Origin of the sequence: Paenibacillus sp. FSL F4-0100 (assembly GCF_037993005.1) — a bacterium.
Taxonomy (GTDB): Bacteria; Bacillota; Bacilli; order Paenibacillales; family Paenibacillaceae; genus Paenibacillus_AQ.
This window is the reverse complement of sequence record NZ_CP150303.1, coordinates 3,158,458-3,183,285: the sequence shown is the minus strand read 5'-3', so window position 1 is coordinate 3,183,285 and position 24,828 is coordinate 3,158,458. Positions and strand designations below refer to the sequence as shown.

The following is a 24,828-nucleotide window of genomic DNA, read 5'->3' as shown; positions in this document are numbered from 1 at the left end:
CGATGTACGCGAGAGTAAGGGAACTGCTAACTCCGGAGGAACGGCTGCAATATTTGCAAATACCGCCTGATCTGGGCTAATGGGAATTGGGCACCTATTTCACATTTACCCAGCTTGACCTTGAAATCATCCAGCGGCGGCGAAGAGATTATAATCGACTCGGCTTTGCTGTACAGCTGTGCGTGCTTCGCTATCTCGGCTGGACGCTTTATGACGTAAAAGAAGTGCCGGTTCAAGTACTTCGTTATATTGCTAAGCAATCAACGCCGGTGAAGAGTCGTTTGCTTCTTACGGCGAACGAGAAGCCACGAAATACGAGCATCTGGAGGAAATCCGGAAGGAGTATAGCTACCAGACATTTACCTTGAGCGAGTATCGTTCATTGTGTAAACATCTTTTTAGCCATGCAATGGCAAACGGCAATCCCTTGCACCTGATTCAGCTCGCACTCGAAGATTTACGTAAGCGTAAAATCATTCTTCCTTCAATGGCCACGATTGAAAGAGCAGTTTGGGAAACTCGCAAACGAACAGAAGAAAAAATATTCAAGCTGCTCAGCAGCTCACTGACAGAATTACAAATTGCTAAGCTGGATCGCGTCTTGACCTCCATGCCGGAAAGCAGCAAAACCTATTTGGCATGGTTAAGGGAAATTCCTGGTACCGGTTCCCCGGATTCTTTTTTGAAGGTTATTGAAAAGCTTGAATACATACGGGATTTGCAGCTGCAAGTGGATACAAAAGACATCCATCCGAACCGGCTGCGGCAGTTTTCTAAAATCGGCTCGCGTTACGAACCTCATTCCTTTCGCCGCTTTAATGATCCGAAAAAGTACGCGATTTTAGTAGCGTACCTATTGGAGCTGATTCAGGATTTGACAGACCTGGCTTTCGAAATACATGATCGGCAGATCATGATACTGTTTTCCAAAGGGAGAAAGGCCCAAGAGGAACTTCAAAAACAAAACGGTAAATCGATCAACGAAAAGGTTGTTCACTTTGCCGATCTGGGGCAGCTCTTATTAAGGCCCGAAGTGAAGGCATTGATCCGTTTGTTGCGCTTGATGCCATCATGCCGTGGGATCAGCTCGTCGCATCCGTGGAGGAAGCTAAACGTCGGGCGCATATCTTGAAGAACGGACTGAATCACTTCTTCAAAGATTAAACTGGGTTTCGGACCATATCGACGAGCTGGACGGCGTTAATTTGGAGAACGGGAAATTGCACATCGATCGATTGGAGAAAGATGTTCCCGAAGAATCCCAGAATTTCAGCCTTTCCCTCTACGAGCTGCTGCCACGAATCAAGCTAACGGATCTACTCATGGAAGTAGCCAACTGGACGAATTTTCATGAGCGATTTATTCACGCTTCCAGCAACCGCGCTCCGAACGAAGAAGAAACGACAATCCTTATGGCAACCCTTATGGCAATGGGGCCGAATATTGGGCTAACGAAAATGGCCGAAGCCACGCCAAGTATTACATATCGGCAGATGGCCAATGCAGCACAATGGCGGCTGTACGAAGACGGGATGAACAAAGCACAGGCTGTTCTTGTTAATTTTCACCACAAACTGGCGCTGCCCTCATGTTGGGGAAACGGCACGACCTCATCATCTGATGGAATGCGCGTCCAAATCGGAGTTTCGGCACTTCACGCAGATGCCAATCCCCACTATGGTACCGGAAAAGGAGCTACGATTTACCGGTTCGTGAGCGACCAATTTTCCACGTTCTACACGAAAGTCATCAATACGAACTCTCGGGATGCTGTACACGTCATCGACGGTTTGCTCCATCATGAAACGGATTTGGCCATCGAGGAGCATTATACAGATGCGGCCGGTTACACCGATCAAGTCTTTGGTTTAACGCATTTACTTGGATTTCGCTTTGCGCCGCGATTACGTGACTTGGCTGACAAGTTGTACGCTATCGGAAAGCCTTCCGACTTTCCTAAATTGGAGAAACTGCTTCGCGGACAGTATAATACAAAAATCATTCAGGAGAACTACGACGATGTTCTCCGGCTGGCTCACTCCATCCGGGAAGGAATCGTTTCAGCATCACTCATAATGGGGAAAATCGGTTCCTATGCAAGACAAAACAGATTGGCTACCGCGCTGCGTGAAATGGGGCGTATTGGGAAAACGATCTTCATCCTGGATTACCTTTCGAGTGAGGCACTGCGGCGGAAAATCCATCGGGGGTTGAACAAAGGAGAAGCTATGAACGCATTGGCCAGAGCCATCTTCTTCGGCAAGCATGGTGAGTTGCGAGAACGTGCGCTACAAGACCAGCTCCAGCGGGCAAGTGCATTGAACATTATCATCAATGCGATTAGCGTTTGGAACACTGTATATCTCCAGCAAGCAACTGAACACCGTAAAAAGCAAGGCAAGCTTCAGGAAGAACTATTAAACCATATTTCTCCCCTTGGGTGGGAGCATATCAATTTCTTGGGCGAATACAATTTCAATTTCAAGCAGAATACGTCTCTCAATTCATTACGACCGCTGAAACAACAAGAAGTTGAATGACCGGTGGTTCGGGTAATACCGACCGGACTATTTGGCTTAGAGTAAGAAAAAACGCTAAGTCGGTCACGTCCGAAGGCTTAACGTATATTTTCGTTAAAATGTTGGCGCGACCCCTTATTTGAACAATCAGAATAAAGAACAAACTGCCGCGCGATAACGATCACAAAACGATACGGTTACCAGAAGGAGATGTATTCGAACGTATGAGCATGCCGAAGACGTATTCGCTTCCAACGGAGTCCCAAAACAAAAAAGGTCTTGAAACGGAAACGGCCCGATTGGCTCGTCTGATCGATACCTACACCCCGCATGACGGAATCTTTCGCCAGCGCATTCCCGACTTGACGCTTGTACGCTACTCTTCAACAAGCACCGGCTCAAAAACGTTCTATACGCCTTCATTCGGCATCGTGGCGCAGGGGGCGATCTCCTTCACAGTCGGGCAGGAAGTCTACGTATCCGCCAGGCCGCGCATCTTCATGCTCCCCGTTGCCCTTCCCCTCACGGTACGGGTTCTGCAAGGCAGTCCTTCCGAGCCTTTTCTCAAAGCCGGACTGAGTCTCGATCCGAAGCGAATCGGCGAGCTGGCGCTGAAGATGTTTCCTCGCGGGCTGCCGCCCATTCGGCAGCGCAGCGTGGGTTATGGGTTCGAGGCCGATCTGGACTTCGTAAGCGCGATGATCAGATTGATAGACTATCTGGGGAATCCAGACGATGCCGAGTGGCTCGCGCCGCTTGCGATGGAGGAACTGTTGATCCGGCTGCTGCGCAGCCCCATTGGGGTTTACGTGGCGGAGATGGGCTTCGCCGACTCGGGGGTGCGGCGCGTGTCCAAGGCCATCGAATGGCTGCGCCGCAACTTCGCGGAAGCCATAAAGGTCGAAGATCTGGCCGGACTGGTCCATATGAGCGTATCGAGGTTCCGCGAGCATTTTAAATCCGTTACGGCGATGAGCCCGCTGCAATACCAAAAGACGCTGCGCCTTCAGGAAGCAAGGCGCTTGATGGCCGTGAGCCATCTGGATGCGGTGGCCGCCTGTCAGCTGGTCGGGTACGCGAGCGCTTCCCAATTCAGCCGGGACTACAGCCGCTTTTTCGGCAGCCCGCCCGGCCGAGACATCGCCCGCCTGCGTCAACAGGAATTGTTCGAGGAATGACTCGAATCGGCTAATCACCCGCTCGCCCCCGCAGCCGCAGGCTGGGGGGTTATTTCTTATTCCGGCGAAACAGGCAAGAAGTCGGGCGAAACAGGCAACTTGTCAGACGGCGGGGACCCTATAATGGGGGTATCCACATGAAGGAGGAATTGAAGATGCGAATTTTTGTTACAGGTGCAACAGGTTTCATCGGAAAGGCGGTGGTCCGCGAGCTGCTTGAAGCCGGACATCAGGTGCTCGGCCTCGCCCGCTCGGATAAGTCTGCCGCCGCATTGACGGCGGCCGGAGCCGAGGTCCATCGCGGCGCGCTCGACGATCTCGACAGCCTGCGTGAAGGCGCAGCTGCTGCGGACGGGGTGATTCATCTGGCCTTCGTCCATGATTTCTCAGACTATGCCGGCGGGGTCGCGACCGATCTGCAAGCCGTTAAGGCCATGGGTGCCGAGCTCGAGGGGACCGGCAAGCCGTTCGTGATCACCTCTGGAACCGCGACGCTCTCCTTTGCGCTCCCGTCCGGTCAGGTCGGGACGGAGCAGGATACGGTTACCGATAGCGAACCTCGGGGCGCCGCAGAGAACGTGGCGCTTGCACTGGCTGGACGCGGCGTGCGGTCCTCGATCGTTCGCCTCTCCACCTGCGTGCACAACGAGACGTTGGCCGGATTCGCCACGTTCCTCATCGGCATTGCCCGTAAGAAGGGCGTCTCTACCTACGTCGGAGACGGGTCGAACCATTGGCCGGCCGTCCATCTCCTCGATGCGGCGCGGCTGTTCCGCTTAGCGCTGGAGTCCGCCCCGGCGGGATCGATCCTCCATGGGGTCGGCGAGGAGGGGGTGCCGCTACGCGACATCGCGGAGGTCATCGGCCGCCGCTTGAACGTGCCGACGGCCAGTATTTCCCGCGAGGAGGCAGACGCCCACTTCGGCTTCCTCGGCGCCTTCGCGACGACCGACAACACGTCCTCCAACGCACTGACTCGGGAACGTGTAGGCTGGGAGCCCACACACCTTGGACTCATCGCGGATCTTGAGCAAGGTCAGCACTTCAACCAGTAAACGGAGGATTGTCAAGTAAACCCGGCTCCGCCGTCCTTACTGAAGATGCTGGCGGTATTACGGAAGATCGTAAGCCGATTGATGAACCAAAAGACGACACCGGGCAAGCGCGCCGGTGCCGTCTTTGTCGTGGTACACCCAGCATGGGTGTCATCTTTAGGGTAAAAGTCCCGAGCGGGGGCTGCCGAGCGCCTACCGTTAGCCAAGTCCATCATGGAATTCAACACCATCTGTTCTTTCCTCCTTCTAACCGGCTGATAGCCACTCTATCCCTGCAACTGAGATGCATGTTTAAGCCTCTGGCCTCCGCCCCCCGGGTGGCTGCTCACAGGCTTATAAGTAATATCGCTAAACGAGCCGACACATTGGATAATTTCACCTGAGTCATCTTTTACCGCATTAATCGTTAACATCTCTAAGTATTCCTGCCACTTTTCCTCCGGCTCCAGATCTCCCCTGCCAGCTTTCCTGCTCCTTGATTTCGACCCACATCCTATTATTGAAATTGGTTGATTGATGACCGGATTTCAGTACACTCGGATTTTTTCCAATCACTTCTTCCTCCGTATAACCCATTAGCTTGTGAACGCTGGATTCACGACAAGAATCTTTCCGCTCAGTTCTGTACCGAGGATGCCTTGACCCGTAAAGCTAAACACCTCCGAAGAAATGACAAGTTTATCCTAAAAAAAATCCACACGATAATCACAAGGCTTGCCAGCGCTACTTGGGAAAGCGCCGTGAAGCCGATCGAATACTGTCCCGTAACCGAATGAATGAAGGATAGCATCAGAGGCGGGAAGAAACCGCATAAGACCGCCGCCCATCATAGACACGATACCCGTTCAACGATTCCCACCTGCGTATTGAAATAATAAGGAACGAGTTTGAAAATGATCCCGTTGCCAAGTCAGGTGCAAACCGCTATGGTTAAGCATTCAACGGTATAAAGAGGCCAAAGGACGGCGAAAATGCCAATATGATAGCTACGATTCGTAAGTCAAACAAATACGCCCCATTAACAGGAACAACGGTTCGAACTTATCCGCGAGCCATCCGACTGTCCGCATCCCAGCATCCACCTTCACCAGCTCGAAATTCGATACTAGGAAATTGGTCAGATAAACCGGAAAGGTGACGAATGAACCGAACGTGATGAAATAAAAACAATGAGAAAAACCACAGTTTTTTATAGACACTTTTGATTTGTTCCATGAGAGGCGTCTTGACCTTTGTTTCCTTCGGGCAAGGCTGCGCTCATAAAAATAGACCGGCAAGAGCACGAAAATGAAGTTGGCGATAAAAACAATTCGTGCCAATGATGCTGGTGTAATATCCCAGTGGCAATCGCAGGATGGAACCCAGCACCACGGGAATTGTGGTTAGTATCGCCAGCCAATCCGCCGGGATGGAAATATCCTTCCGAATAAACGACGGCAGTGCGGAAATAATGACCCACACCAGTGAAGAGGCAGCTGCATTTTTAGATCATTCTATCACCTTTTCTGAACCTAATGAATGTCTGATTTCATTGATCCCCATGTCATATTGTACGTAACATCATTTACAAATATAATAGGAAAGTTCCCTGAAACTCATCAGGGAACTTTCCTATATGAAGCAGTAAGGACCGCTAATTCCCCTATAGAGAGCTTCAGAAATCCAGCGCATACTCCACGAACTCCGGACGGGTCTTCAAATTCAGCTTCTCCATTATTTTAGTCTTATGGGCCTCCATCGTTTTCACGGAGACTAACAGCTTTTTCGGAATCTCTTTGTTTCCGTCCCCTTTGGTGATCAACGGCAAAATCTCGAGCTTCCGTTCTGGACAAATTGTTGAACGATCGTTGTCCGTGCTTTCGCTGTCCTTGATGAATTCCTCGCGACCTCCTCGTTGATCCAGAAGTCCAAACTCACCTAACGCTTATTCCTTTGCCTTCACCTCTTGACGCGATCCTTGTCATGAATCTCTAAGAGTTCAGTAATCTACCGATACGTCCACTACTCCTCGATATGCAGGCGGAGAGCCTCCATTTTTGATTCCTCTGAATAAGTCTTAAACTTTTGACCTTTAATCGCTATTAAAAATGCACCCCCTATAATTCATCGGTTAAACCAGGGTTTTTCCAATGTCTATTATAGGGGGTGCACTTCAGAAATACTCAGGGTTGTTTCCTTATTGCTGTTGATTCTTTAAACATACCTATCAAATTTCACTTGCTTACAAGGAGGTCCCAGAGCAGCAGCAGCAGGTGAGAGAGAGGCATGACATATTATCTGCACTGTCAGTTTGTTCTCTAAACAGATCATAGTCCTATAACATACTCTTATTCTGATAAGACTGGAAATTCGGCGATTCGCAGCCGGGCGCATCCATAGGGAATCAGCTCCAACAGCTCATTCGGTTCCTTGCTTAGCACGGGTCCAACCGGAACAGTTCCTGCCGAATTCATTTCCATGGTCCACTGCAGTATGCGCTTTCCATACACCTTTAGCCGAATTGGAGCAAATTTAGCAGTAAAAGGTTGCCGTTCAACGTTGTCCATGATGACCTGTATCGAGCTTTCCGGGTTCTGGAGATTCAGGTTCAATCCATAGTTCCAAGGCGAACCTGGATATACTTCCCAATCATGATAGGGCTCGTAAATGCGATGCAACTGCCAACGCTCCTTAATAGGGATCACATACATCAGTGGCCCTCTTTGAAGTCCGATCGCATGGTTTGCCCGGGTAACCGTTCTGACTTCCATCGGTAATTCAAGTGTAATCGAATCACCATCACACCAACTCCGCCGAAGGGTCATAAATCCTTGATCCAGGTTTGACTCCACCTCCTCGCCGTTGATATTAACTACAGGGGCGGTGCACCACTCCGGTATTCTTAATTTCACGGAAAACTCTGCTGTACGGTCCATGGCCATGACCATCGAAATATGCTCCTTAAATGGATACTCGGTCTTCACAACAATTGAAACTTGCTGGCAGTCTGCCACGTAAGCCTTGACCACACAGGGGGCATAAGATATCGCAGCCAGACCGTTATCCTCTGTCGCCATCCATAATCTTGCGGCATATTTCGGCCAACCTTGATGCATATTTGCCGTGCAACAACCAAAGTGAGGCTCAATGCCGAATAAATTGGCTTCATTGTTGTTTTCAGTCCAAGAGCGCTTGGCATGTGTGCACATGATTTGGTTCGCCTGTTGATCATATTGGTGAGATTTCCAGTCAGGACTGATCGCCGCAGGCAATGCATTAAACGCAACTTTCTCCAGTATGTCTCCAAACTTTCCGTTACCGGTAATCCGTATTAGATGCTCCAGCGTGAACATGTACTCCACCACGGCACACAGCTCTGTCCCCTGACTCGGGTGGGTTCCCGCCAGCCATTCATCACCGGAGAACATGCCATTGACTTGTCCATGAAACCTCATAACGCTTTCAATCCCCTGGTAGACTGCCTCTAGTTCCTCTGGGTCTTTCGTAAGGAGATAGGACAGGGCCGGTTCTTTGAAAGACATGGCGACGTTCACCACATGGACACGATGGTCGAAAGCGGTCTGACGGTTCCAATAAGGGTAATCTCTATACAAGCCTGTCCAATCGGTCGTCTGTTTACGGATCAAATCCATTAATTCGAGCAGAAAGGCTTCGCCGGTCCGGTTGTACAGCCATTGGACGCACATCAAATTTTCTCCCCCTCTGGCTTTGGACCAGTCAGAAAGAGGACGTTTAGGTAATTCCTGTAATTGATAATGAAAAAAAGCAATCATAAATGGTTCCACTCTCGGATCCTTTGTATATTCTGTGTGCTGCATCAGAACCTTCAGCATAATCATCCGACTCCACCAATCTTCATTTCCTTCCGGCCCAAATTGCCCATTCTCTTTGGCGCTGGAAAGAGTCCATTCAATCCACGGCTGAACTTTGGCAATTAACTTCTCGTCACTGAGAAGATAGGCTAGCGGGAGGAGCCCGTCCAAGTAATACGGTCCCCTTTCCCAGCTATCCCCTGTACCTCCCAGCCAACCATTTTCCGGTCCCACATAGCTCCAAAATTCATCCAGATGTCCAGATAAACCGTTACTTTGAATCTCAAGCTGATCTTTAAGCCACCCCGAAGGCCGAATGGATCCAAGCGGCAGCTCCATGAATGGTGTCGCTGCAAGCGGTTCACGATTTATAGATGTACGTTGCACAGCCAAAACCCTCCTTCCCGATACATGATGTTCGTTTTTTAATTTGTTTTTTAATTTTTTTCAATAACTTATCCAGCTCAGGCGCCAAATCATCTGCAGCTTTGGATGCATCTAACTCGTTAAATCCGACCAAATCCATCTTCTTCATCATCGTATCCACAACCTCTTGCCAATTCGTCGTAAATGGTATAGCTTTGGAGAAATCAACGGATTGGAACCATACTTCCTTTTCATCGGGCGACAGCGGATTAAACATATCTGCCTTCCGCGACTCTGCAACAGATTTCAGTACAGGCATTCCACCGACATTGTTATCCACCAATATATTTTCAGATTTCTCAGATATAAAAAATTGGATGGCTTCGGCAGCTTCCCTCACATACTTCGACCCTTTGTAAACAACATAAGTATCCACAAAATTCGGTGTACACGCCTTTCCACTGGACCCCATTGGGATCGGTGCGACGCCCCATTTAAATTTGTCAATTTCACTGAAACCAGGCATCATCCATTGTCCTTCAACTAACATGCCAAGCTTTCCGGATAGAAACAATTGGTCCGGTGGCATCGTTTGGGCGTCTGCAGGAGTTGGAGAATATCCATCTTTGATAAGTCCTTGAAGATAGGCTAGAGCTTCCTTGGATTCCGGGCTGTTGACCATTGATTTGGACTTATCATCATTAAACAAATCGCCGCCGTTTGTCCAGAGATATTGGGTTGCACGTTCCGGATTGAGATTAACATAGACGCCATACTGCTTGTTGGCTCCCTCTCCGTTTGTAAGTTTCGATGCGGCAATTTTTAAATCCTCAAATGTCCATGCCTTATTCCAATCAGTTGAAGGTTGGGGAATACCTGCTGCTTCGAACATATCTTTGTTGTAGTACATGGCCATGGTGTAGATGCCTACCGGCACACCATACATCTTGCCATCCTGGTTATATTGATCGAATGCAGAGCTGAAATAATCGTCCATGTTTAAGTCGCCTAAATATGGTGCCAGGTCCTCGAGCTGTCCCTTGGAAGAAAACATGGGCATATACGCTGCCCCAACCCTTCCGATATCCGGAGGATTCCCCGCGGCAATCTGGGCTGTAATCTTCTGGTTATATTCGTTCCAACCGCCAGGGAGTCTCTCCAGTTTAATTTCTGTATGGGGGTGGGATTGGTTAAAAGCATCTACAATGCTCTGCCAGGCCTTCATTTCATCTGTACCTGAAACGATAGACATTCGAAGCGTTATTTTTTCGGCGCTATCCGTCTCCTCACCGGTTCTTTCTTTACCTGACGATCCGCCAGATGAACAGCCTGACAAGAGAAGCAGTGCAATCATGCTGATGAGTGTAAGCTTAGATATCACTTTATTCATTGGACATTGTCACTCCTAATCTGAATTGAATTAACCTTTCATCCCACTGAGGGTAATGCCTTCAATAAAATAGCGCTGGGCAAATATATACACTACAAGCACCGGAATTAGGGAAATGCAGGATGCTGCCATCAGGAGCGACCAATCGGTTGAGTAGAGCCCCTGAAATGAGGAAATGATGAGCGGCAGTGTGAATTTTTCCTGATCATCCAAATAAATCAATGGCGTAAGAAAGTTATTCCAGTTGCCCATAAACGTAAAAATGCCGAGTGCGGCCAATGCCGGCTTGCAATTTGGAAGTACGATTTTCCAGTAAATCTCCCATGGATTAAGCCCATCCACCCTACCAGCATCCTCCAGTTCTTTCGGGATCGTGCTCATATACTGTCGCAGCAAAAACACACCAAACGCATTACTGAGCACAGGAGGAATAATAAGCGGCCAATGCGTATTGACCCAATGAATTTTGCTAAACCACATAAACATCGGGATCAAGGTCACTTGCCCCGGGATCATCATGGTAGCCAGCAACAACATAAACAGAAACTTTTGACCGGCGAACTGCATTTTGGCAAATGCGTAGCCAGCCATCGAACAGGTAAGCAACGAACCTGCGGTAACAATAATGGCAATTTTTAAACTATTCAAATAAGCCAGCCCAATCGGCAGTGTACTCCATGCTTGCTTGTAATTGTCAAAATAAAGGGGATTTGGAATAACTTTCGGAGGGTATTCGAATACAGCCCCCTCTCCTTTGAGTGATGTAGAAACCATCCATACAAAGGGAATAACCATGAGTATTGCTCCAATGATCAATATGAGATACAGGAGAGCTCTTTTTAACAGCTCGTTTTTTCCTCCGTTCCATCTCGGAGCCTCAATAGGCTTTTCCCGCATAATGTCAGACATCGTAATTCACCCACTTGTCGAATTTGAATTGGATCAGCGTCACAATGAGAATAATGACGAAGAGGATAAACGAGATCGCTGATGCCTCTCCCATACGGAAAAACTGAAATGCCGTATTGTAGATATGAAGAACCAACACATTCGTCGCATCCGCCGGACCTCCGCGGGTCATCATGTACGGTTCGGAGAATACTTGCATAGACCCGATTAGAAGCATGATGACAACAAAAAAAGTTGTTGGCGAGATCATGGGAATGGTGATTCTCCAGAATCTTTGCCAGCTTCCAGCCCCATCCATCTTTGCAGCTTCGTGGAGCTGTGAAGGCACCCCTTGCAAGCCAGCCAAAAACAAAATCATGTTATACCCCAAGCCTTGCCACACCGTCATAATGACAATGGAAGGCAATGCCCATTTCAAGTCCGACAACCAGCCGGGGCCCTGGATGCCGATTGAAGCTAAAATGGAGTTAATTAACCCGTAGTTTGGGTTGTATAACCAAGTCCATACCAGCGCAACAGCAACGGAGGAGGTTACTACAGGGATGAAGTAAGCGGCTCGCAGCAGTGTTTTCCCCTTCAAATTTTGATTCAGCATAAGTGCTATGATCAGTGCTCCCACCACAGTTAGCGGAATGTTCAGCAGCGCAAAGACCGATGTGTTTTTTAGTACTTTCCAGAATACCGGATCAGAGACCTGCTTACTATAATTGTCGATACCAACCCACTCCTGAGTAGAACCGATGTCCCAATTCATGAAACTGATTACAAAGGCAAAAACAACCGGACCAATAACAAATATCAGCAAGCCCAAAATCTGTGGAGCGATAAACAGGTACGCCCATGCGTTGTCTCTGATTCTCCGTTGTGTCCATGTACTCAAATTTCAACCCCCCTTGTATTAAACCATTTTAAAATGTCTAAGTGACCCACAAACCGAAGCTAAGCCTACCCTCATCGTTTTGAAAGCCCTTACGAGAGTAATTGTACCAACGAAGACAAAGTCTAAAAATAAGGTGATTCTTGGATTATGTTTGATGAAATTACAAAAAAACAAGACCCCTGCTGGATGCAGCGGTCCCCAAGATTTACATATTAATCTTTTCCTTATGTTCGATTAATATCCCATTGCGATTGCGAAATTCAAAAGGCGTCATTCCCTTGCTTTTTCGAAACAGCTGGCTAAAATGCCTCCCGTCTGTATAACCGACTTTTTGCGCAACTTCATAAATCTTTAGCGTTGATTCTTTTAGGAGGGTCAGGGATTTTTCGATACGGTAGTGACTTAAATAATCGCTGAAGGATACTCCCATCTCCTGTTTGAACAATGTGCTGAGATAGCTTGGATTCACCCCCAACTTCCATGCAATGTCACCGAGTTTGATATTTTCCGCATACTGTTCATGAATCATCTCGATTACCCGCTGGATCACATGATTCATTTGAATACTGAGATAACTCCGTGCACGCTCTGCACAATATTCCACCCCTAGTTTTAGCCGCTTCAGGATAGCCTGATGATCACCAGAAGCGTCTTGGGCAGCACCGTTTGCGGTCAGACATTCGACCTCAGGTTGCGATTGCCCATGATGCAGTTGGATCAGTAGAAGAGCTGCACGTTTGTCAAGTTCACGCACTGTCATGTTTCGATAATGGATCTCAAGTTCAGAGAATACGCGAAGCGCCCCTTCCGTTTCTCCCTTCCTTACATGCTGTAACATCATATATTCAAGCTCAATTGGAAGTTGAAACAGCGAGGCATTGGATTCCAAAATCTTTTCATAATAAACGACCTGTTTATCCTTGCTGGTAAAATAAGCAGCAAATTTGCTTTGCTCATAAGAATGGTTGACTTGTTTAAACTCGGAGGTCCTGCCCACCCCCATTCTCCAGTTAGAAATCCCTACGGATTGAAACTCACTTTCAAGAATAGCGGTAAACTGATTTAGTTCCATAGAAAAGTCCTCATCACCAATCTTCCCCAGAATGATCACCCAATCGCTCGTCCCATCCTTTAAGACCAAGTAAGGGGAATGAAATTTTGTGTGTAGGCCACTTCTTAGGACATGATCGCAATACTCCCGATCGGAAGGATTAGGTGAATTCAAAACAAGGCTAATGACCTTCAACCGATCACAGGCTGAAAAGGAAAAGAAATGAAAATCAGAAATCTCTTCAAAGTTCCCTCCATAGATAATTTCCCGCATGTTTCTCTCGAATAGCCCTAGCTCGTAGTCCTCGGCCATACGAAGTGAAATGTCATGTTCTCGTTTTACAATGCGTTGCTGATCGATGTGGAGCTGGGCTTTCTTCATGACCTCGACGATATCCGGTACCCGTGTTGGCTTTAGCAAATAGTCAAATGCACCGTAGCGAATTGCTTTTTGGGTATATTCAAAATCGGTATATCCGGTTAACAATACAACCAGCGAATCGAGACCAAGCTCCCTAATGTTCTCAAGGAGCGTTATGCCATCCATTTCCGGCATACGGATATCCAATAATATCAGGTCGGGTTTATAAAGCTTGATTTGTTCCATCGCCGTAACTCCGTTGGAAGCTTCTCCTGCCCAGACCCATTGTTCCAGGGTGCTAACCATCATTTTCAATCCTTCCCTAGCCGCACTTTCATCATCAACAATTAATATGTCATAGTACATCAGATTTTCTCCTTTACCATTAATATTCATTTAGCGGCAACTTATAAAGGACCTTCGTCCCCTCGCCCTCTACGCTTGTAATGGTTAGACCATACGCTTCCCCAAAGGTGAGTCGTATGCGCTCGCAAACATTTTGAATACCATGTCCCTCTCTGAAATATCCCGGTTCCATTAAATGGACAAGCTTCTCAGCGGGAATCCCCACACCGTTATCTGATATTTCAATTAGACATTCATTACCGGATCGGTAGACGCAAGTACGAATGATCCCCTGGCGGATGCTAGGCTCCAGACCATGGCTTATGGCATTCTCTACAGTCGGTTGCAACATTAATTTGAGAACTGGAGTTTGTTCGAGCGAATGATCAACATCAAAACTAAATGTAATTCGATCTTGATAACGAGTGGATTGAATATGAATATAATTGGAGAGGTTGTCCAGTTCCTCTTTTAATGTAACTGTAGGGCCGTTTTTTCCGATGCTATACCTTAGCATATTGGACATAGCAACTACAATATCACCAATTTTTTCTTGTCCCCGTACATAAAGCATCCAATAAATGGTGTCTAATGTGTTGTATAAAAAATGCGGATTAATTTGTGCTTGTAGAGCACGAAGCTGAGCATTCTTCTCTTTAATTTCTCCTTCGTACACACGGCTGATCAGTTCTTTAAGCCTGGATGTCATTTTATTAAAATTGCTGCTTAATATTAGCGCTTCTTTGTTACCAGTCAAATGAGTCTGTATGCTAAAATCACCACTCTCTACACTGCGCATTGCACGAATCAGCTGCTTGATCGGTGTGACAACCGTACGTGTGATAAGCAGGGACAACAGGACACTGATTAAGATCCATCCTCCAAGATAGAGAACCGTGCTCTTATAAATACCTTGAAGACCAGGAGTCATTTCATAAAACGGAACTAGTCCCATGGTCTTCCAGCCGGTGGCTTCAGATGTATGGAAAGCCATAAAGTAAGTCTGGCCATCAATCTCACTAATGAATGATCCTTCACTATCTGCGTACAACTCCTCCAAAATATTCCCTTCGAGCTGGCGCCCTACCCAATCCCGATTTTGCCCGGATAGAACAATACCACCGGTATCTACGATAATGGCTTGTCCGGTTTGTCCGAGCTGCAACTGCTTGATTGAGTCATAAATGATCTCCTCAGGCATTTTGAAAGTGAAATATCCTATCGGAATGATTTCAGGTCCCAGCATATTTTTGATTAATCGGACCCCTCGAATATGGACTTCATGAAGGTTGTTATATCCTGCAAAGCTCCAGTTGATTTGTCCGTCAAGCTCATGAACTTTATGCATAAGTTCCCTGCTCAAAGGCATGTAATCGTCCGAAAGCCCAACAAGGAAAACACCTTGGATTGAGTATACTCCAAGATCCGACATTTTGGGTGAAGCCACGTTATACTGAGCAACCTCCTTTGATAGCGCTTTCTTTTGTTGGTATAAAATTTCCTTATGCATCTGATCGTTTAACACTTTTTGAACTAGGGGATTAATTAAAAATGTAGCATCATTGTTAAACTGCTGCAAAATTAGATCAATTTCTCGGTTGGTTTGCTTTAGCATCTGGATGATGTACTGTGATGTATTACTGTTTATGATATCCTTGCCTTTGTAATACGTTACGAGTGAGGTGGATAGGACAGGAACGGTCGAAATGAATACAAAACTAAAGATTAATATATAAGTGAGACTAATGCCTCTTCCGGAAAATCGGAGCCTTCTCAATGAGAATCACACCTTCTGATGTTAGTAAAATCGTTTTAGTTGATGAATGCATTATCTTTTCAACTGATTATGCATGGATTTGGATTATCCGTCTATAATAAAACCTCTTATGCCAAAATGTACTTCCGTCTGTAATTGTATTATGGGCTGTTCACTCTTGAAAGCCAATGCCCCATGTCCACTTTTATTAATGTGGTCAAGACCCCATTTAGAGATAATAAAAGAAACACCTAGGCTGCAAACTGGCGTCGGTAATATCACTGTACCGGCGTCAGTTTGTTTTATTTTCGTTGCGGTCGTCTTCGATTATAAAATCGTATGTATATCTCAATTTTTCTTTGTGCCTCTGCTAGAGTTCGGATATTATAAGGGTAGGGTCCTTCGTTTTGAGATGCGAGAAGAAGCTCTCGATGGAGGCGTTGTCTATGCAATTGCCCCCACGAGACATGCTGATTCGGGCACCAACCTTAGGCAACATGTCGTGGTATGCATGGGGCGTGTATTGGAATCCCTGGTCGCTGTTGTACGACCAGTCCAGTCATGTCCTTTTATTTCGCAAATGCTTTGGCGAACGCTCGGAGAACCAGCTCGTTGTCATACGTTCGCTGAGTCGGTAGGCCACAATCTCATTATTGAATAAGTCTTTCACCGCCGAAAGATAAATCCAGCGCTCGCCTACCCGGTATTGGGTCACATCCGTCGCCCATTTCTGGTTTTGTTTTCCGGCCGCAAATCACGCTTAAGCAGATTCCCCGCAACACGCTCTGCTGCCTGGTATCTTAAACCGGCGTTTTTGGCGAATGCTGGCTTGAATGCCAAGCTTTTGCATGAGGCGCAGTACCTTCTTGTGGTTCATCCATACGCGGTCATCCTGCCTCAAGAACAATTGGAGTTGCCGGTAGCCGTACTTTCCTTCGTAGCGTTTGTAAACTGTTCGGATGAGTCGCTTTGCCTCGGCATCCCGGTCGTTCTTCTTCCACTTCAAATATGCGTAGTAGCCGCTTCTAGAAACACCAAAGTGTTGACAAAGTTCGGTTATTCGTCTTATTTCCGCTGCTTGCTCGATGAGCTTGAAGCGCTCTTCCTTACCTCCTGCATCCAGATTTCCAAACACTTTTTTAGCATGGCGTTCTCCCGGTTCAACTACTGAACTTACCGTTCTTAGTCTATGTATTCCTTTCGCCGTCCTCATTGATCTAAAAGACCAAACTCACCTTGTTCTCGGTATTTAAATGAGCATGACAAATGGGAGCAAGTAGTGACGGCCGGTTAGGGATAATCCTCTCGGAAAATATCTTTCTGTCTTATCCCACTGAAAGCCTTGACATAGAGTGCGCTCTAGGTAGTAAGCTTTAAACTAATTTCATTGGAAAGGAGAAATGTCCGATGTGGATCTTCTTATGAGTCTGCAAATTAGTCAACTCGCCAACGAGACTGGATTATCAATTCACACGCTTCGTTACTATGAAAAGGAAGGTATTTTTCCGCCCGTAAAGCGTAGTGAAAACGGTATTCGCATTTATGATTCCGAAGACATTGAATGGATCAAATTCGCTTGCCGCCTTCGCGAAACGGGAATGAGTATTGCCGAAATGAAGAAATTCGCGCAACTCGTCATTCAGGGAGACGAATCTAAAAACGAGCGGATTAAACTGCTTCGTCAACAAAACACACGAATCAAAAACCAAATGGAGCAATTAACGCGCTGCATGGAACTCATAAATCACAAAATCGAGTTGTATTCTTCCCCACAAGGGGATTAGAGGAGGAACTAAGGATGAAAACTATATTGATTACTGGTGCATCGGCAGGAATCGGGAGAGCAACGGCCTTACAATTCGCGCGCAAAGGATGGAATGTAATTGCAACTATGCGTTCTCCTGAAAAAGAATCGGAATTTACCAAGGTCGAGAACATTTTTGTCACCCATCTCGACGTTGAAATCAAAGAATCCATCCACAACGCGATTGAGCAAGGGATCACGAAATTCGGGAATATTGATGTGATTGTAAACAATGCAGGTTACGGTTCATTTGGTATCTTTGAAGCTGCAACAGAAGAACAAATCCAAAGACAGTTTAACGTCAATGTTTTTGGCCCGATGCAGGTAATAAAATCGATCCTGCCTCATTTCAGAAAGAATCGTCAGGGACTTATTATCAACATTAGCTCCGGGGGAGGAAGAATCGCACTTCCGTTGTTTTCTCTTTATAATTCTTCCAAATTTGCCCTAAACGGACTTACGGAAGCTCTATTGTACGAGTTAGCCCCACTCAATATTCGGGTAAAGATCGTGGAGCCGGGACGCACTAATACCGATTTTGCAGGTAGATCTATGGACCCGCTGCAGGATACCCAATTGACGGATTATAGTGAAATCGAGCAAAAAATCGGATCAGTGTATCAAGGCTTGTTTGACCCTCAACAAGTCGATTCTCCGAATCTTGTTGCCGAATTGATTTACAAGGCGGCAACCGATCCTTCCAGCCAATTGAGATATCATACCGGCGAAGACTTAATGAAGGCACGTGAAGAACTGAACGAAGATGAATTTATTAGCAATATGGCACAAAACTTTGGTATTGATATTCCATAATATTGCAGCAAAGATGTCGACGTACATCACATGGTAGCAAGGATAAAGACGAACAGTTTCTTGTAAATAGTTCTGTTCGTCTTTGCAATTAAAGTGGTACTAGGTAAGCATTTGATGTGACCTCCAGCTATTCCTCTGCTCCGTACGGAGCGTGATGCCCCCTATGTTTCCATATGCTCTACTGGTAAAAATTACGTTGAAGGACAAAATCTCATTCCGAATGAAAGGAATAGCATTATAGAAAGGCTTTACATTGACCATATTCACAGACCTAAACTATGTGGAATTTCGATTGAGTTATTGTAAGTAGGTCAGTATGGTATTGCACTGAAGATTTATACTACCAATGACCGGACACTGGGAGGACTCTTTCTTCTCTTTGCCGAGGAATTCCGCGCTCTGGATTACCAGACCGCGCTTCAACAAGTCATGAATTTATTTCTCGAAATGTCAGAGGCCAAAACTAAGAAGAGCAAAACAGTAGTTTTTTGTCAACTCCATGATGGGGTCTCTAGTTCCCCTAGTTATATCATGGGTTTGTTTGGATATTTGAGCTGCGAAAGTTGAGTAATATATTAATAAAGCTGGAGCAACTCCAAATGAGACCAAATCGGCCAAGGAATCCAATTCCTTTCCAAATTCACTGCAAACATTTAAACGCTTGGCAATTCTCCCGTCATATCATCTATTAAAACGGCAATCATAATATATGCAGCACTTGCAATGTAATTTTGTTTTATAATCTCGAGTATTGAAATCACTCCAAATGACAGGTTCGCGAATGTAAGCAAACTAGGTATAGACTTTTTTAACATAAATTCCTCCTACCACACATAAAACTCATGATGATTTATCAGCACTTTTTTTAAATTCAGAAAGTTTGTTGATCAACTTATCTTTGTAAATCAATCCGAATCTAAAAGCTAGCACTGACACTCCTGATATAATTATGGTTGATGCATAATTTTTTTCATAAATATTAGCTCCAACGCATATGTTTCAACCGATTTATAACCATCATCAAGAGTAATTAAAACTGGTTTTGAAATAGCATTAACCCGTATCGGGGTGAAGCCGTGCGTTTTTAAATAATAAAGTTGGTTTTGAAAATACGTAGGTGAGACATAAACGCTAGGGTTAGCTTCCGCTGGTATCGAACTCTGTCCCCTATGGCGTGTTTCATTAAGATATGCACATTAGAGCCCACAGCTATTAGATGTTCCTACGAAAACCATCAGCCGTAGCCGTGGATGCGGTCTACAAGACACCCTACATTAGTAAAATATTGTTAATGATGGCATTCGGCCAACGACGCCGTATACTCGTCCCCACACAAAGATGGCTTTTTAGTGAAAACGCGGTTTTTTTTATGTCCCCAAGTTCTTGTCATTTTGATTTGACAAGAACTTGGGGACATTACCGAGGGATGGATTACATTAAACTGAAGACCTAATAAGGAAATGCACAACGGCTAAGGTCTTAAGCGGTCTACAAAACGAAATATCAAAGTTGAGTTGAAGTAGTGCGGTTTTAAAGAGCCAAATTCAAGATTTACATATATAATGTTGAACGTTTTATTAACAGACACAGAAAAAATTGAAAATGAACATTATTACGACCTTCATTTATGGAGAAAGTGGAGATGAATACGTTGAGAAGAAAACGGATAAGGCGTAGATTAATGAGCACAGTAAAAATTAGCACCCCCATGTCAGAAGAGAGTGTAAGAGTTAGTTTTTGAATCATGGGCAGCAATAATTTTCTTTCCATTCCTGCTTAACTCAAAATCAAAAATACTGGCGTTGAAATTCTCAATCAATTTCTTTTCAGTGATCAATCAGGCAGAGAATTCATACTTATTAATACAATATACACGATTTTGTGGTTATTTAAATCAATATACTGTATGACTTTGTTTGACTTATTGAATATATTAGAAGCAATATAGCCCTAGCTTCTTAAACAGTAAGAGTGAGAAAAGACCTAATTATAAATAGCTTTAACGATTTTTTTAATTTTGCAAACACCATTTTTTCCACAAAAAAATTCTCATAATGAGAGGAGTTTTTACATGCCTCATTGTGCAATTTGAAGAATTCCATGAAACGATTAAATTAAGCGATGACCAGTTGTCCGTTGAGTTCGAGGCCATCCAACGTCTTCACGCATTCTCCACCATCAAGTAGAAGCATATATCGGAGCCACATCCGGCCATCTCTGTCTCCCGACTCGATGATGCCAATGGCGCAATTTTATAGTTGAATCTTATCATCCCTTATATTATAATGCCGTTACTGTTATGAATATAGGAGTTGATGTTATGAACGAAAAAGAAAAATCGCATGCTGGTATGTTATACCAACCTGGCGATCCTGAGCTTGTCGCAGACCGTGCTGATACCGTGAAAAAGCTATACGAATATAACAATATACACCCGCTGGACCGCGAAGCACGACAGATCGCCATTCGCGGGCTGCTGGGAAAGACCGGAGATAATTGCGTTGTAGAGCAGCCGCTTTTCTGTACTTATGGGTATAATACCACGGTAGGAGATAATTTTTTTCTCAATGTTAACTGCAAGCTCATGGACAGCGGGAAAATTACAATTGGTAACAACGTATTTATTGCACCCAACGTCTGCCTTATAACGGAAGAACATGCTATGGATGTAGAGCAACGGTTAGCGGGATTAGAATACACACATCCAGTCAATATCGGTGATAATGTATGGATCTGTGCAGGCGCTATAGTCCTGCCAGGCGTGACGATCGGAGCGAACAGCGTGATTGGAGCCGGCAGTGTCGTTACGAAGGACATTCCGCCAGATAGTTTGGCTGTCGGCAATCCGTGCAAGGTCATCCGCTCTTTGAAAAAAGCCCTTTAGTAGGCCCAATCGGTGATTCTATCGCTTTCAGAAATGTAACAACAATCTTCATGTGGTCTCTACCCGATCCTAGCGTTATCCGATGGCCAGAATGGCCTCCTCGGGTAGTTCTGCCTTGATAGTGTCCGCAAAGGTTCGCTCCTCACCACGGTTAATTCCCTACCGCTGTCGCTACTAATGAAAGTATGCCATACTGACCGTGACCATGAAGGAAGACGCCCTGGAGAAAGTACTGCTAAAGCAGTAGCTCCTCCGCAAAGGACGTCTTTTCATTTTCTCTGTTTTGTTCTCCACTGGTTCCTCAGGAATCCCATAACCAAGATGGTCTTTCGCGGCACCTTGGTGGATGTTCAAATGCAGTGCAGCCAATAAGCGAGCCAAATATCGTATCCAGATTTGCAGCTTATCCATTACCTCTACATTTCTCCATCCCCATTGATCAGCTAAGAGTTTTACATCTTTTGAATCCCTGATAATACCTGATCATTTTCTTCCTAAGAAGGTACTCGATCAATCGCAATTACAAATGCATCATTCACAGCATCACTCAATGTCTCACCTTCTTGTGTCTCGCATGGTGGGGGCTGTTAGCTTACTTCCAAAACTGGATTTAATTTAATTATTTTGATTTTTTACTCCCCATTCACATAACTCTTCCAAAACGGGTAATAGTGTTTCCGCTTTATCTGTGAGACTGTACTCGACTTTAGGGGGAACTTGGGGATACTCTTTTCGTTCCACCATACCATCTGCTTCCAATTCTTTGAGTTGTAAACTCAATGTATTATAAGTAATTGCCCCTATCTGTCTTTTCAGCTCATTAAAGCGAACCGGTTGGTTTTCTGCGAGGAGGTAAATAATAACCATTTTCCATTTACCACCAATAACTGATAATGCATAACCAAAGGGTGTATCTTTAATATTCTTAACTTTACCTTTGTATTCGGACATACTCATATTTACACTATCCTTTCTGGTAGTACCTATCAATAAAGTGCGTACTATTTTTTTATATGCTTTCATTCTATACTAACCTTACTTTAAGTAAAGGAGAGAACGAAATGACTAATGTCAAAACCTACAATCACGATCTTTGGGATCACGGAATTACCCAGGGATACTCCGCAAACGGAACCATCTACATTTCAGGACAATTTTCCCACAACACAGAGGGCACGTTCGTTGGCAAAGACGATATCGAGGCACAGACTCGGCAGACGCTCGAAAATCTTGATCGCGTGCTGGCGGGATTTAATGTCACGAGGTCGAACCTCGCTTATGTGGAGATCTATTTGACAAACGCTCAAGAACATTCCGAGCCAGTCATCCAGCTGTTCAAGGAATACGTAGGGCAACACCGGCCTGCAGGCAGTCTCATAGGCGTGACATATCTTGCGTTCCCTGAGCAATTGATTGAAATTAGTGCCGTCGCACACGCGGACTAACTTGGCTACTGTGGTCGGGTAACAATAGCGGTCAGGTCTCGGATAGGCGCGACCGCTATTGGCATAAAACAGTATATTTTCTCAAATAAGTGTAAAAAAGTTCTCATCTGATCGCTAGTGTGGAACTTTTATCTTTATTCAACTACTTGCGTGGGTATTTGTATTTACCAAGATCAAACCTTACCACATCTACGCATTCCATCAGCCTTTCCGTCATTCTGCAATAATCCCAGACGCTGATTTTCCGTTATGTAAGTTCCAGTAATATTCGGTCGCAAACACAATTACATTTTCCATGATCGTCGGAAAAAGAAAGCCGCAACTTCTCTTTGCCCAGTCCAAATGAGCGGTATGCACTAGCCACACTTCGATTGCACTAAATTCGATAAGATCTTCCATATTTCTTAGTGTGGTTGGCGCGGGTGTACTGATCGGTTTTTGTCGCCTAGCCATCAATTGACTAATATGCTGGTCTATTGCGTTGATGATGTTCATCTCAACTGTGAGGCGTTTTCGATCGGAGAAGGGTCTCGCCATTCTCCACAAGTTTACCGGCTTTCCGTCCGTTACCGCGGAACCAAGAAGATGGCTTTGCTTATGCAGTCCGGTCAAGTTGGGCGGCACTGCGAGCAAGCGCTCCTCATCCCAAAGGATGAGGGCGCCTTTTATATTATTACGGACAAAGGAACTGGGATTAAACATGTTAACGATGCAATTTATCCTCGATCATGCGGAATTGGTACAGCAAGCGACGGTACACAAAAACATTCCCTTTCAGGTCGATAAGCTGCTCGAATGGGATTCGAATTCGAATTCATCCAACATGCGTTAGCCTTATGTAGAATTTCCAAAAAGACGATAACGCAGAGAACGGACAACAACCTGTGAATAGTCGAGATGACGATAAACACTGATCTCAATCTTCTCCTGAACACTGGATGAGCACTTTATACCGCATGTGTCGACAAGAGGCCGTGATGATCATTCGATTTGTTTGAAAATATAGTATTAGACTGGAGTCGTTGATTTAAAGGGGGTTTTGAATTGATGAATTGTCAGCTTTTGAAAAATAAGTTTTAGACTGTTCCATTAAAAGAAACAGCGGCGAACCAAGACTTGAAAAATAAAGTATTATACTTTCGCTGTTGTCATTCAACTAACGTTCCCAGTTAGTTCAACCGCTAAAGATGATAAATGAGTGTGGTTGAACTTAAATATCATCATATCCCTTGGCATCAGAAGATACCCGCATTGTTTTTATGTCCTGCAATGGTGGTCGACCAAACAGTCTTCGATATTCACGATTAAATTGTGACGGACTTTCGTAGCCTACAGTCAATGCAGCCGTAGTAGCCCCTATGGGACCGCTTAACATTAAGCGCCTGGCTTCTTGCAAGCGCAAGTGCTTTTGATACTGCAAAGGCCCCATCATTGTGATCGCTTTAAATTTGTGATGTAATCCGGATTTGCTTATATTTAAGGACTTTGCTAACTCCTCGACGTTTAAAGAACTAGCGTAATTTTCCCTGATCCATTGGATCGCCTTCCCGACCTCATCTGCTCTTTGATCAAACAACGCCTTCTGCAAAAATAAGTGCCCAAAATCGCTTGATAGCAAGTTAAAAAACATTTCTTTTTTGAGTAGTCCAGATAAAAAACGAACTTCTTTGGGCTTGCTGTTTAATTTCAATAAACGGTAAAAGATATCCAGCAGATCGGCATCCGGTTTACCTATGAAGGCCCCAGTTACCCGATTAGTATCCTTACATTCCGTGTTGATTTCTGCCTCCATCACTACGGAAGCTATTTCCTGAGCCGTAAAATCGATCCGCAATGCTATATATGGCGAATGCTCAGTAGCCCCAACGACTTGAGAGGAAGCAGGGATATCAATCAGGGACGTCATATAATCCCCGGCTTCATAATAAAAGATATCTTGACCAAGATAAAGGTTTTTTGCCCCCTGGAGGATTAGACAAATTGAAGGAGACAATATGCCTTGGTTCCGCGAAGTATCACAGCTGCGTCTAACAATCGACAAGAACGGCACTTTAGTTTGCGTTCGCCCTTCAGTTTAGGCTATTTGATCTGTCATGGCAATGAGTAGATCCAGTGTCTTCTTATGAACGGATACAATTCTTCCGCCAGTTGTACTGGCGGTTTTTCTTTTTTTCGGCATACCTTTTATCCCCCATTCTGTCTATATATTATAAATACATTAAAGAAGCCTGCATAGCAGAAAACTATTTAATTTGCACATT

At 45.3% G+C, this 24,828-nt stretch carries 19 protein-coding genes and 2 pseudogenes; 10 read left to right on the top strand and 11 right to left on the bottom strand.

Translation table 11 applies throughout. The annotated features are described in order from the left end of the window. Window positions 1-2 precede the first annotated feature (2 nt). From MHH48_RS14375 to MHH48_RS14365, 3 genes and pseudogenes are all read left to right on the top strand, one after another. Window positions 3-2,540: pseudogene (locus tag MHH48_RS14375) on the top strand (Tn3 family transposase). 203 nt (window positions 2,541-2,743) lie between these two features. After that, entirely contained in the window at window positions 2,744-3,697 is a 954-nt protein-coding gene (locus MHH48_RS14370; protein WP_076326333.1) for an AraC family transcriptional regulator, read from the top strand. 155 nt (window positions 3,698-3,852) lie between these two features. Further along, window positions 3,853-4,752, top strand: coding sequence for an SDR family oxidoreductase (locus MHH48_RS14365; RefSeq protein WP_076326356.1), 900 nt, complete (start codon window positions 3,853-3,855; stop codon window positions 4,750-4,752). An 11-nt stretch (window positions 4,753-4,763) separates the two neighbouring features. Here the strand turns inward: MHH48_RS14365 and MHH48_RS14360 are convergent, their stop codons facing one another. From MHH48_RS14360 to MHH48_RS14325, 8 genes and pseudogenes are all read right to left on the bottom strand, one after another. Then, window positions 4,764-4,982: a hypothetical protein gene (locus tag MHH48_RS14360; protein WP_076326332.1), complete on the bottom strand. Its 219-nt coding sequence runs from the start codon at window positions 4,980-4,982 to the stop codon at window positions 4,764-4,766. 1,424 nt (window positions 4,983-6,406) lie between these two features. Beyond that, a pseudogene (locus MHH48_RS14355) lies at window positions 6,407-6,577 on the bottom strand (helix-turn-helix transcriptional regulator); the annotation flags it as partial. 502 nt (window positions 6,578-7,079) lie between these two features. Then, window positions 7,080-8,951 carry a beta-L-arabinofuranosidase domain-containing protein gene (locus MHH48_RS14350; protein WP_256720863.1) on the bottom strand — a complete coding sequence of 624 codons (1,872 nt, stop codon included), beginning with the start codon at window positions 8,949-8,951 and terminating at the stop codon, window positions 7,080-7,082. Further along, window positions 8,926-10,320 carry a sugar ABC transporter substrate-binding protein gene (locus MHH48_RS14345; protein WP_076326331.1) on the bottom strand — a complete coding sequence of 465 codons (1,395 nt, stop codon included), beginning with the start codon at window positions 10,318-10,320 and terminating at the stop codon, window positions 8,926-8,928. The genes MHH48_RS14350 and MHH48_RS14345 overlap by 26 nt, the downstream gene beginning before the upstream one ends. 30 nt (window positions 10,321-10,350) lie before the next feature. Then, window positions 10,351-11,115, bottom strand: coding sequence for a carbohydrate ABC transporter permease (locus tag MHH48_RS14340; protein WP_256720862.1), 765 nt, complete (start codon window positions 11,113-11,115; stop codon window positions 10,351-10,353). Window positions 11,116-11,221: 106 nt separating this feature from the next. Beyond that, window positions 11,222-12,109: a sugar ABC transporter permease gene (locus MHH48_RS14335; RefSeq protein ID WP_256720861.1), complete on the bottom strand. Its 888-nt coding sequence runs from the start codon at window positions 12,107-12,109 to the stop codon at window positions 11,222-11,224. Window positions 12,110-12,314: 205 nt separating this feature from the next. Beyond that, window positions 12,315-13,886, bottom strand: a complete 1,572-nt coding sequence (locus MHH48_RS14330; protein ID WP_076326330.1) for a response regulator — start codon at window positions 13,884-13,886, stop codon at window positions 12,315-12,317. A 19-nt stretch (window positions 13,887-13,905) separates the two neighbouring features. After that, entirely contained in the window at window positions 13,906-15,642 is a 1,737-nt protein-coding gene (locus tag MHH48_RS14325) for a sensor histidine kinase (protein WP_076326329.1), read from the bottom strand. Window positions 15,643-16,067: 425 nt separating this feature from the next. On the opposite strand from MHH48_RS14325, the gene MHH48_RS14320 reads away from it, so the two are divergent. The 5 genes from MHH48_RS14320 to MHH48_RS14300 all read left to right on the top strand — a co-directional run bounded on the left by MHH48_RS14320 (window position 16,068) and on the right by MHH48_RS14300 (window position 21,122). Next, complete coding sequence (locus MHH48_RS14320; RefSeq protein WP_179090745.1) at window positions 16,068-16,259, top strand: hypothetical protein; 192 nt, start codon at window positions 16,068-16,070, stop codon at window positions 16,257-16,259. 191 nt (window positions 16,260-16,450) lie between these two features. Further along, window positions 16,451-16,792, top strand: coding sequence for a hypothetical protein (locus tag MHH48_RS14315; protein ID WP_256720860.1), 342 nt, complete (start codon window positions 16,451-16,453; stop codon window positions 16,790-16,792). A 238-nt stretch (window positions 16,793-17,030) separates the two neighbouring features. After that, complete coding sequence (locus tag MHH48_RS14310; protein WP_256720859.1) at window positions 17,031-17,405, top strand: MerR family transcriptional regulator; 375 nt, start codon at window positions 17,031-17,033, stop codon at window positions 17,403-17,405. Between the two features lie 14 nt (window positions 17,406-17,419). Continuing rightward, window positions 17,420-18,238 (top strand): SDR family oxidoreductase, encoded by an 819-nt coding sequence (locus MHH48_RS14305; RefSeq protein WP_076326328.1) that lies wholly within the window; start codon window positions 17,420-17,422, stop codon window positions 18,236-18,238. A gap of 2,320 nt (window positions 18,239-20,558) precedes the next feature. After that, window positions 20,559-21,122 carry a sugar O-acetyltransferase gene (locus MHH48_RS14300; RefSeq protein WP_076326327.1) on the top strand — a complete coding sequence of 188 codons (564 nt, stop codon included), beginning with the start codon at window positions 20,559-20,561 and terminating at the stop codon, window positions 21,120-21,122. Between the two features lie 615 nt (window positions 21,123-21,737). On the opposite strand, the gene MHH48_RS14295 is transcribed toward MHH48_RS14300, so the two are convergent. After that, window positions 21,738-22,079: a helix-turn-helix domain-containing protein gene (locus tag MHH48_RS14295; protein WP_076326325.1), complete on the bottom strand. Its 342-nt coding sequence runs from the start codon at window positions 22,077-22,079 to the stop codon at window positions 21,738-21,740. 104 nt (window positions 22,080-22,183) lie between these two features. Here MHH48_RS14295 and MHH48_RS14290 point away from each other — a divergent pair, with 104 nt between their 5' ends. Continuing rightward, complete coding sequence (locus tag MHH48_RS14290; protein WP_076326324.1) at window positions 22,184-22,567, top strand: RidA family protein; 384 nt, start codon at window positions 22,184-22,186, stop codon at window positions 22,565-22,567. 213 nt (window positions 22,568-22,780) lie between these two features. Here the strand turns inward: MHH48_RS14290 and MHH48_RS14285 are convergent, their stop codons facing one another. Further along, window positions 22,781-23,200 carry a hypothetical protein gene (locus MHH48_RS14285; RefSeq protein WP_144023525.1) on the bottom strand — a complete coding sequence of 140 codons (420 nt, stop codon included), beginning with the start codon at window positions 23,198-23,200 and terminating at the stop codon, window positions 22,781-22,783. A 67-nt stretch (window positions 23,201-23,267) separates the two neighbouring features. On the opposite strand from MHH48_RS14285, the gene MHH48_RS14280 reads away from it, so the two are divergent. Next, window positions 23,268-23,399: a hypothetical protein gene (locus MHH48_RS14280; protein ID WP_256720858.1), complete on the top strand. Its 132-nt coding sequence runs from the start codon at window positions 23,268-23,270 to the stop codon at window positions 23,397-23,399. A 378-nt stretch (window positions 23,400-23,777) separates the two neighbouring features. Here the strand turns inward: MHH48_RS14280 and MHH48_RS14275 are convergent, their stop codons facing one another. Further along, on the bottom strand, window positions 23,778-24,560 hold the full coding sequence (locus MHH48_RS14275) for an AraC family transcriptional regulator (protein WP_340390684.1): 783 nt from the start codon (window positions 24,558-24,560) through the stop codon (window positions 23,778-23,780). Window positions 24,561-24,828: the final 268 nt, after the last annotated feature.

Excerpts from the sequence above, each read along its gene's own strand:
- MHH48_RS14370 (WP_076326333.1), top strand. The coding sequence starts at position 2,744 with ATGAGCATGCCGAAGACGTATTCGCTTCCAACGGAGTCCCAAAACAAA.
- MHH48_RS14365 (WP_076326356.1), top strand. The coding sequence starts at position 3,853 with ATGCGAATTTTTGTTACAGGTGCAACAGGTTTCATCGGAAAGGCGGTG.
- MHH48_RS14360 (WP_076326332.1), bottom strand. The coding sequence starts at position 4,982 with ATGGTGTTGAATTCCATGATGGACTTGGCTAACGGTAGGCGCTCGGCA.
- MHH48_RS14345 (WP_076326331.1), bottom strand. The coding sequence starts at position 10,320 with ATGAATAAAGTGATATCTAAGCTTACACTCATCAGCATGATTGCACTG.
- MHH48_RS14340 (WP_256720862.1), bottom strand. The coding sequence starts at position 11,115 with ATGGTTATTCCCTTTGTATGGATGGTTTCTACATCACTCAAAGGAGAG.
- MHH48_RS14330 (WP_076326330.1), bottom strand. The coding sequence starts at position 13,886 with ATGTACTATGACATATTAATTGTTGATGATGAAAGTGCGGCTAGGGAA.
- MHH48_RS14320 (WP_179090745.1), top strand. The coding sequence starts at position 16,068 with ATGCAATTGCCCCCACGAGACATGCTGATTCGGGCACCAACCTTAGGC.
- MHH48_RS14305 (WP_076326328.1), top strand. The coding sequence starts at position 17,420 with ATGAAAACTATATTGATTACTGGTGCATCGGCAGGAATCGGGAGAGCA.
- MHH48_RS14300 (WP_076326327.1), top strand. The coding sequence starts at position 20,559 with ATGAACGAAAAAGAAAAATCGCATGCTGGTATGTTATACCAACCTGGC.
- MHH48_RS14295 (WP_076326325.1), bottom strand. The coding sequence starts at position 22,079 with ATGAGTATGTCCGAATACAAAGGTAAAGTTAAGAATATTAAAGATACA.
- MHH48_RS14290 (WP_076326324.1), top strand. The coding sequence starts at position 22,184 with ATGACTAATGTCAAAACCTACAATCACGATCTTTGGGATCACGGAATT.
- MHH48_RS14280 (WP_256720858.1), top strand. The coding sequence starts at position 23,268 with ATGTTAACGATGCAATTTATCCTCGATCATGCGGAATTGGTACAGCAA.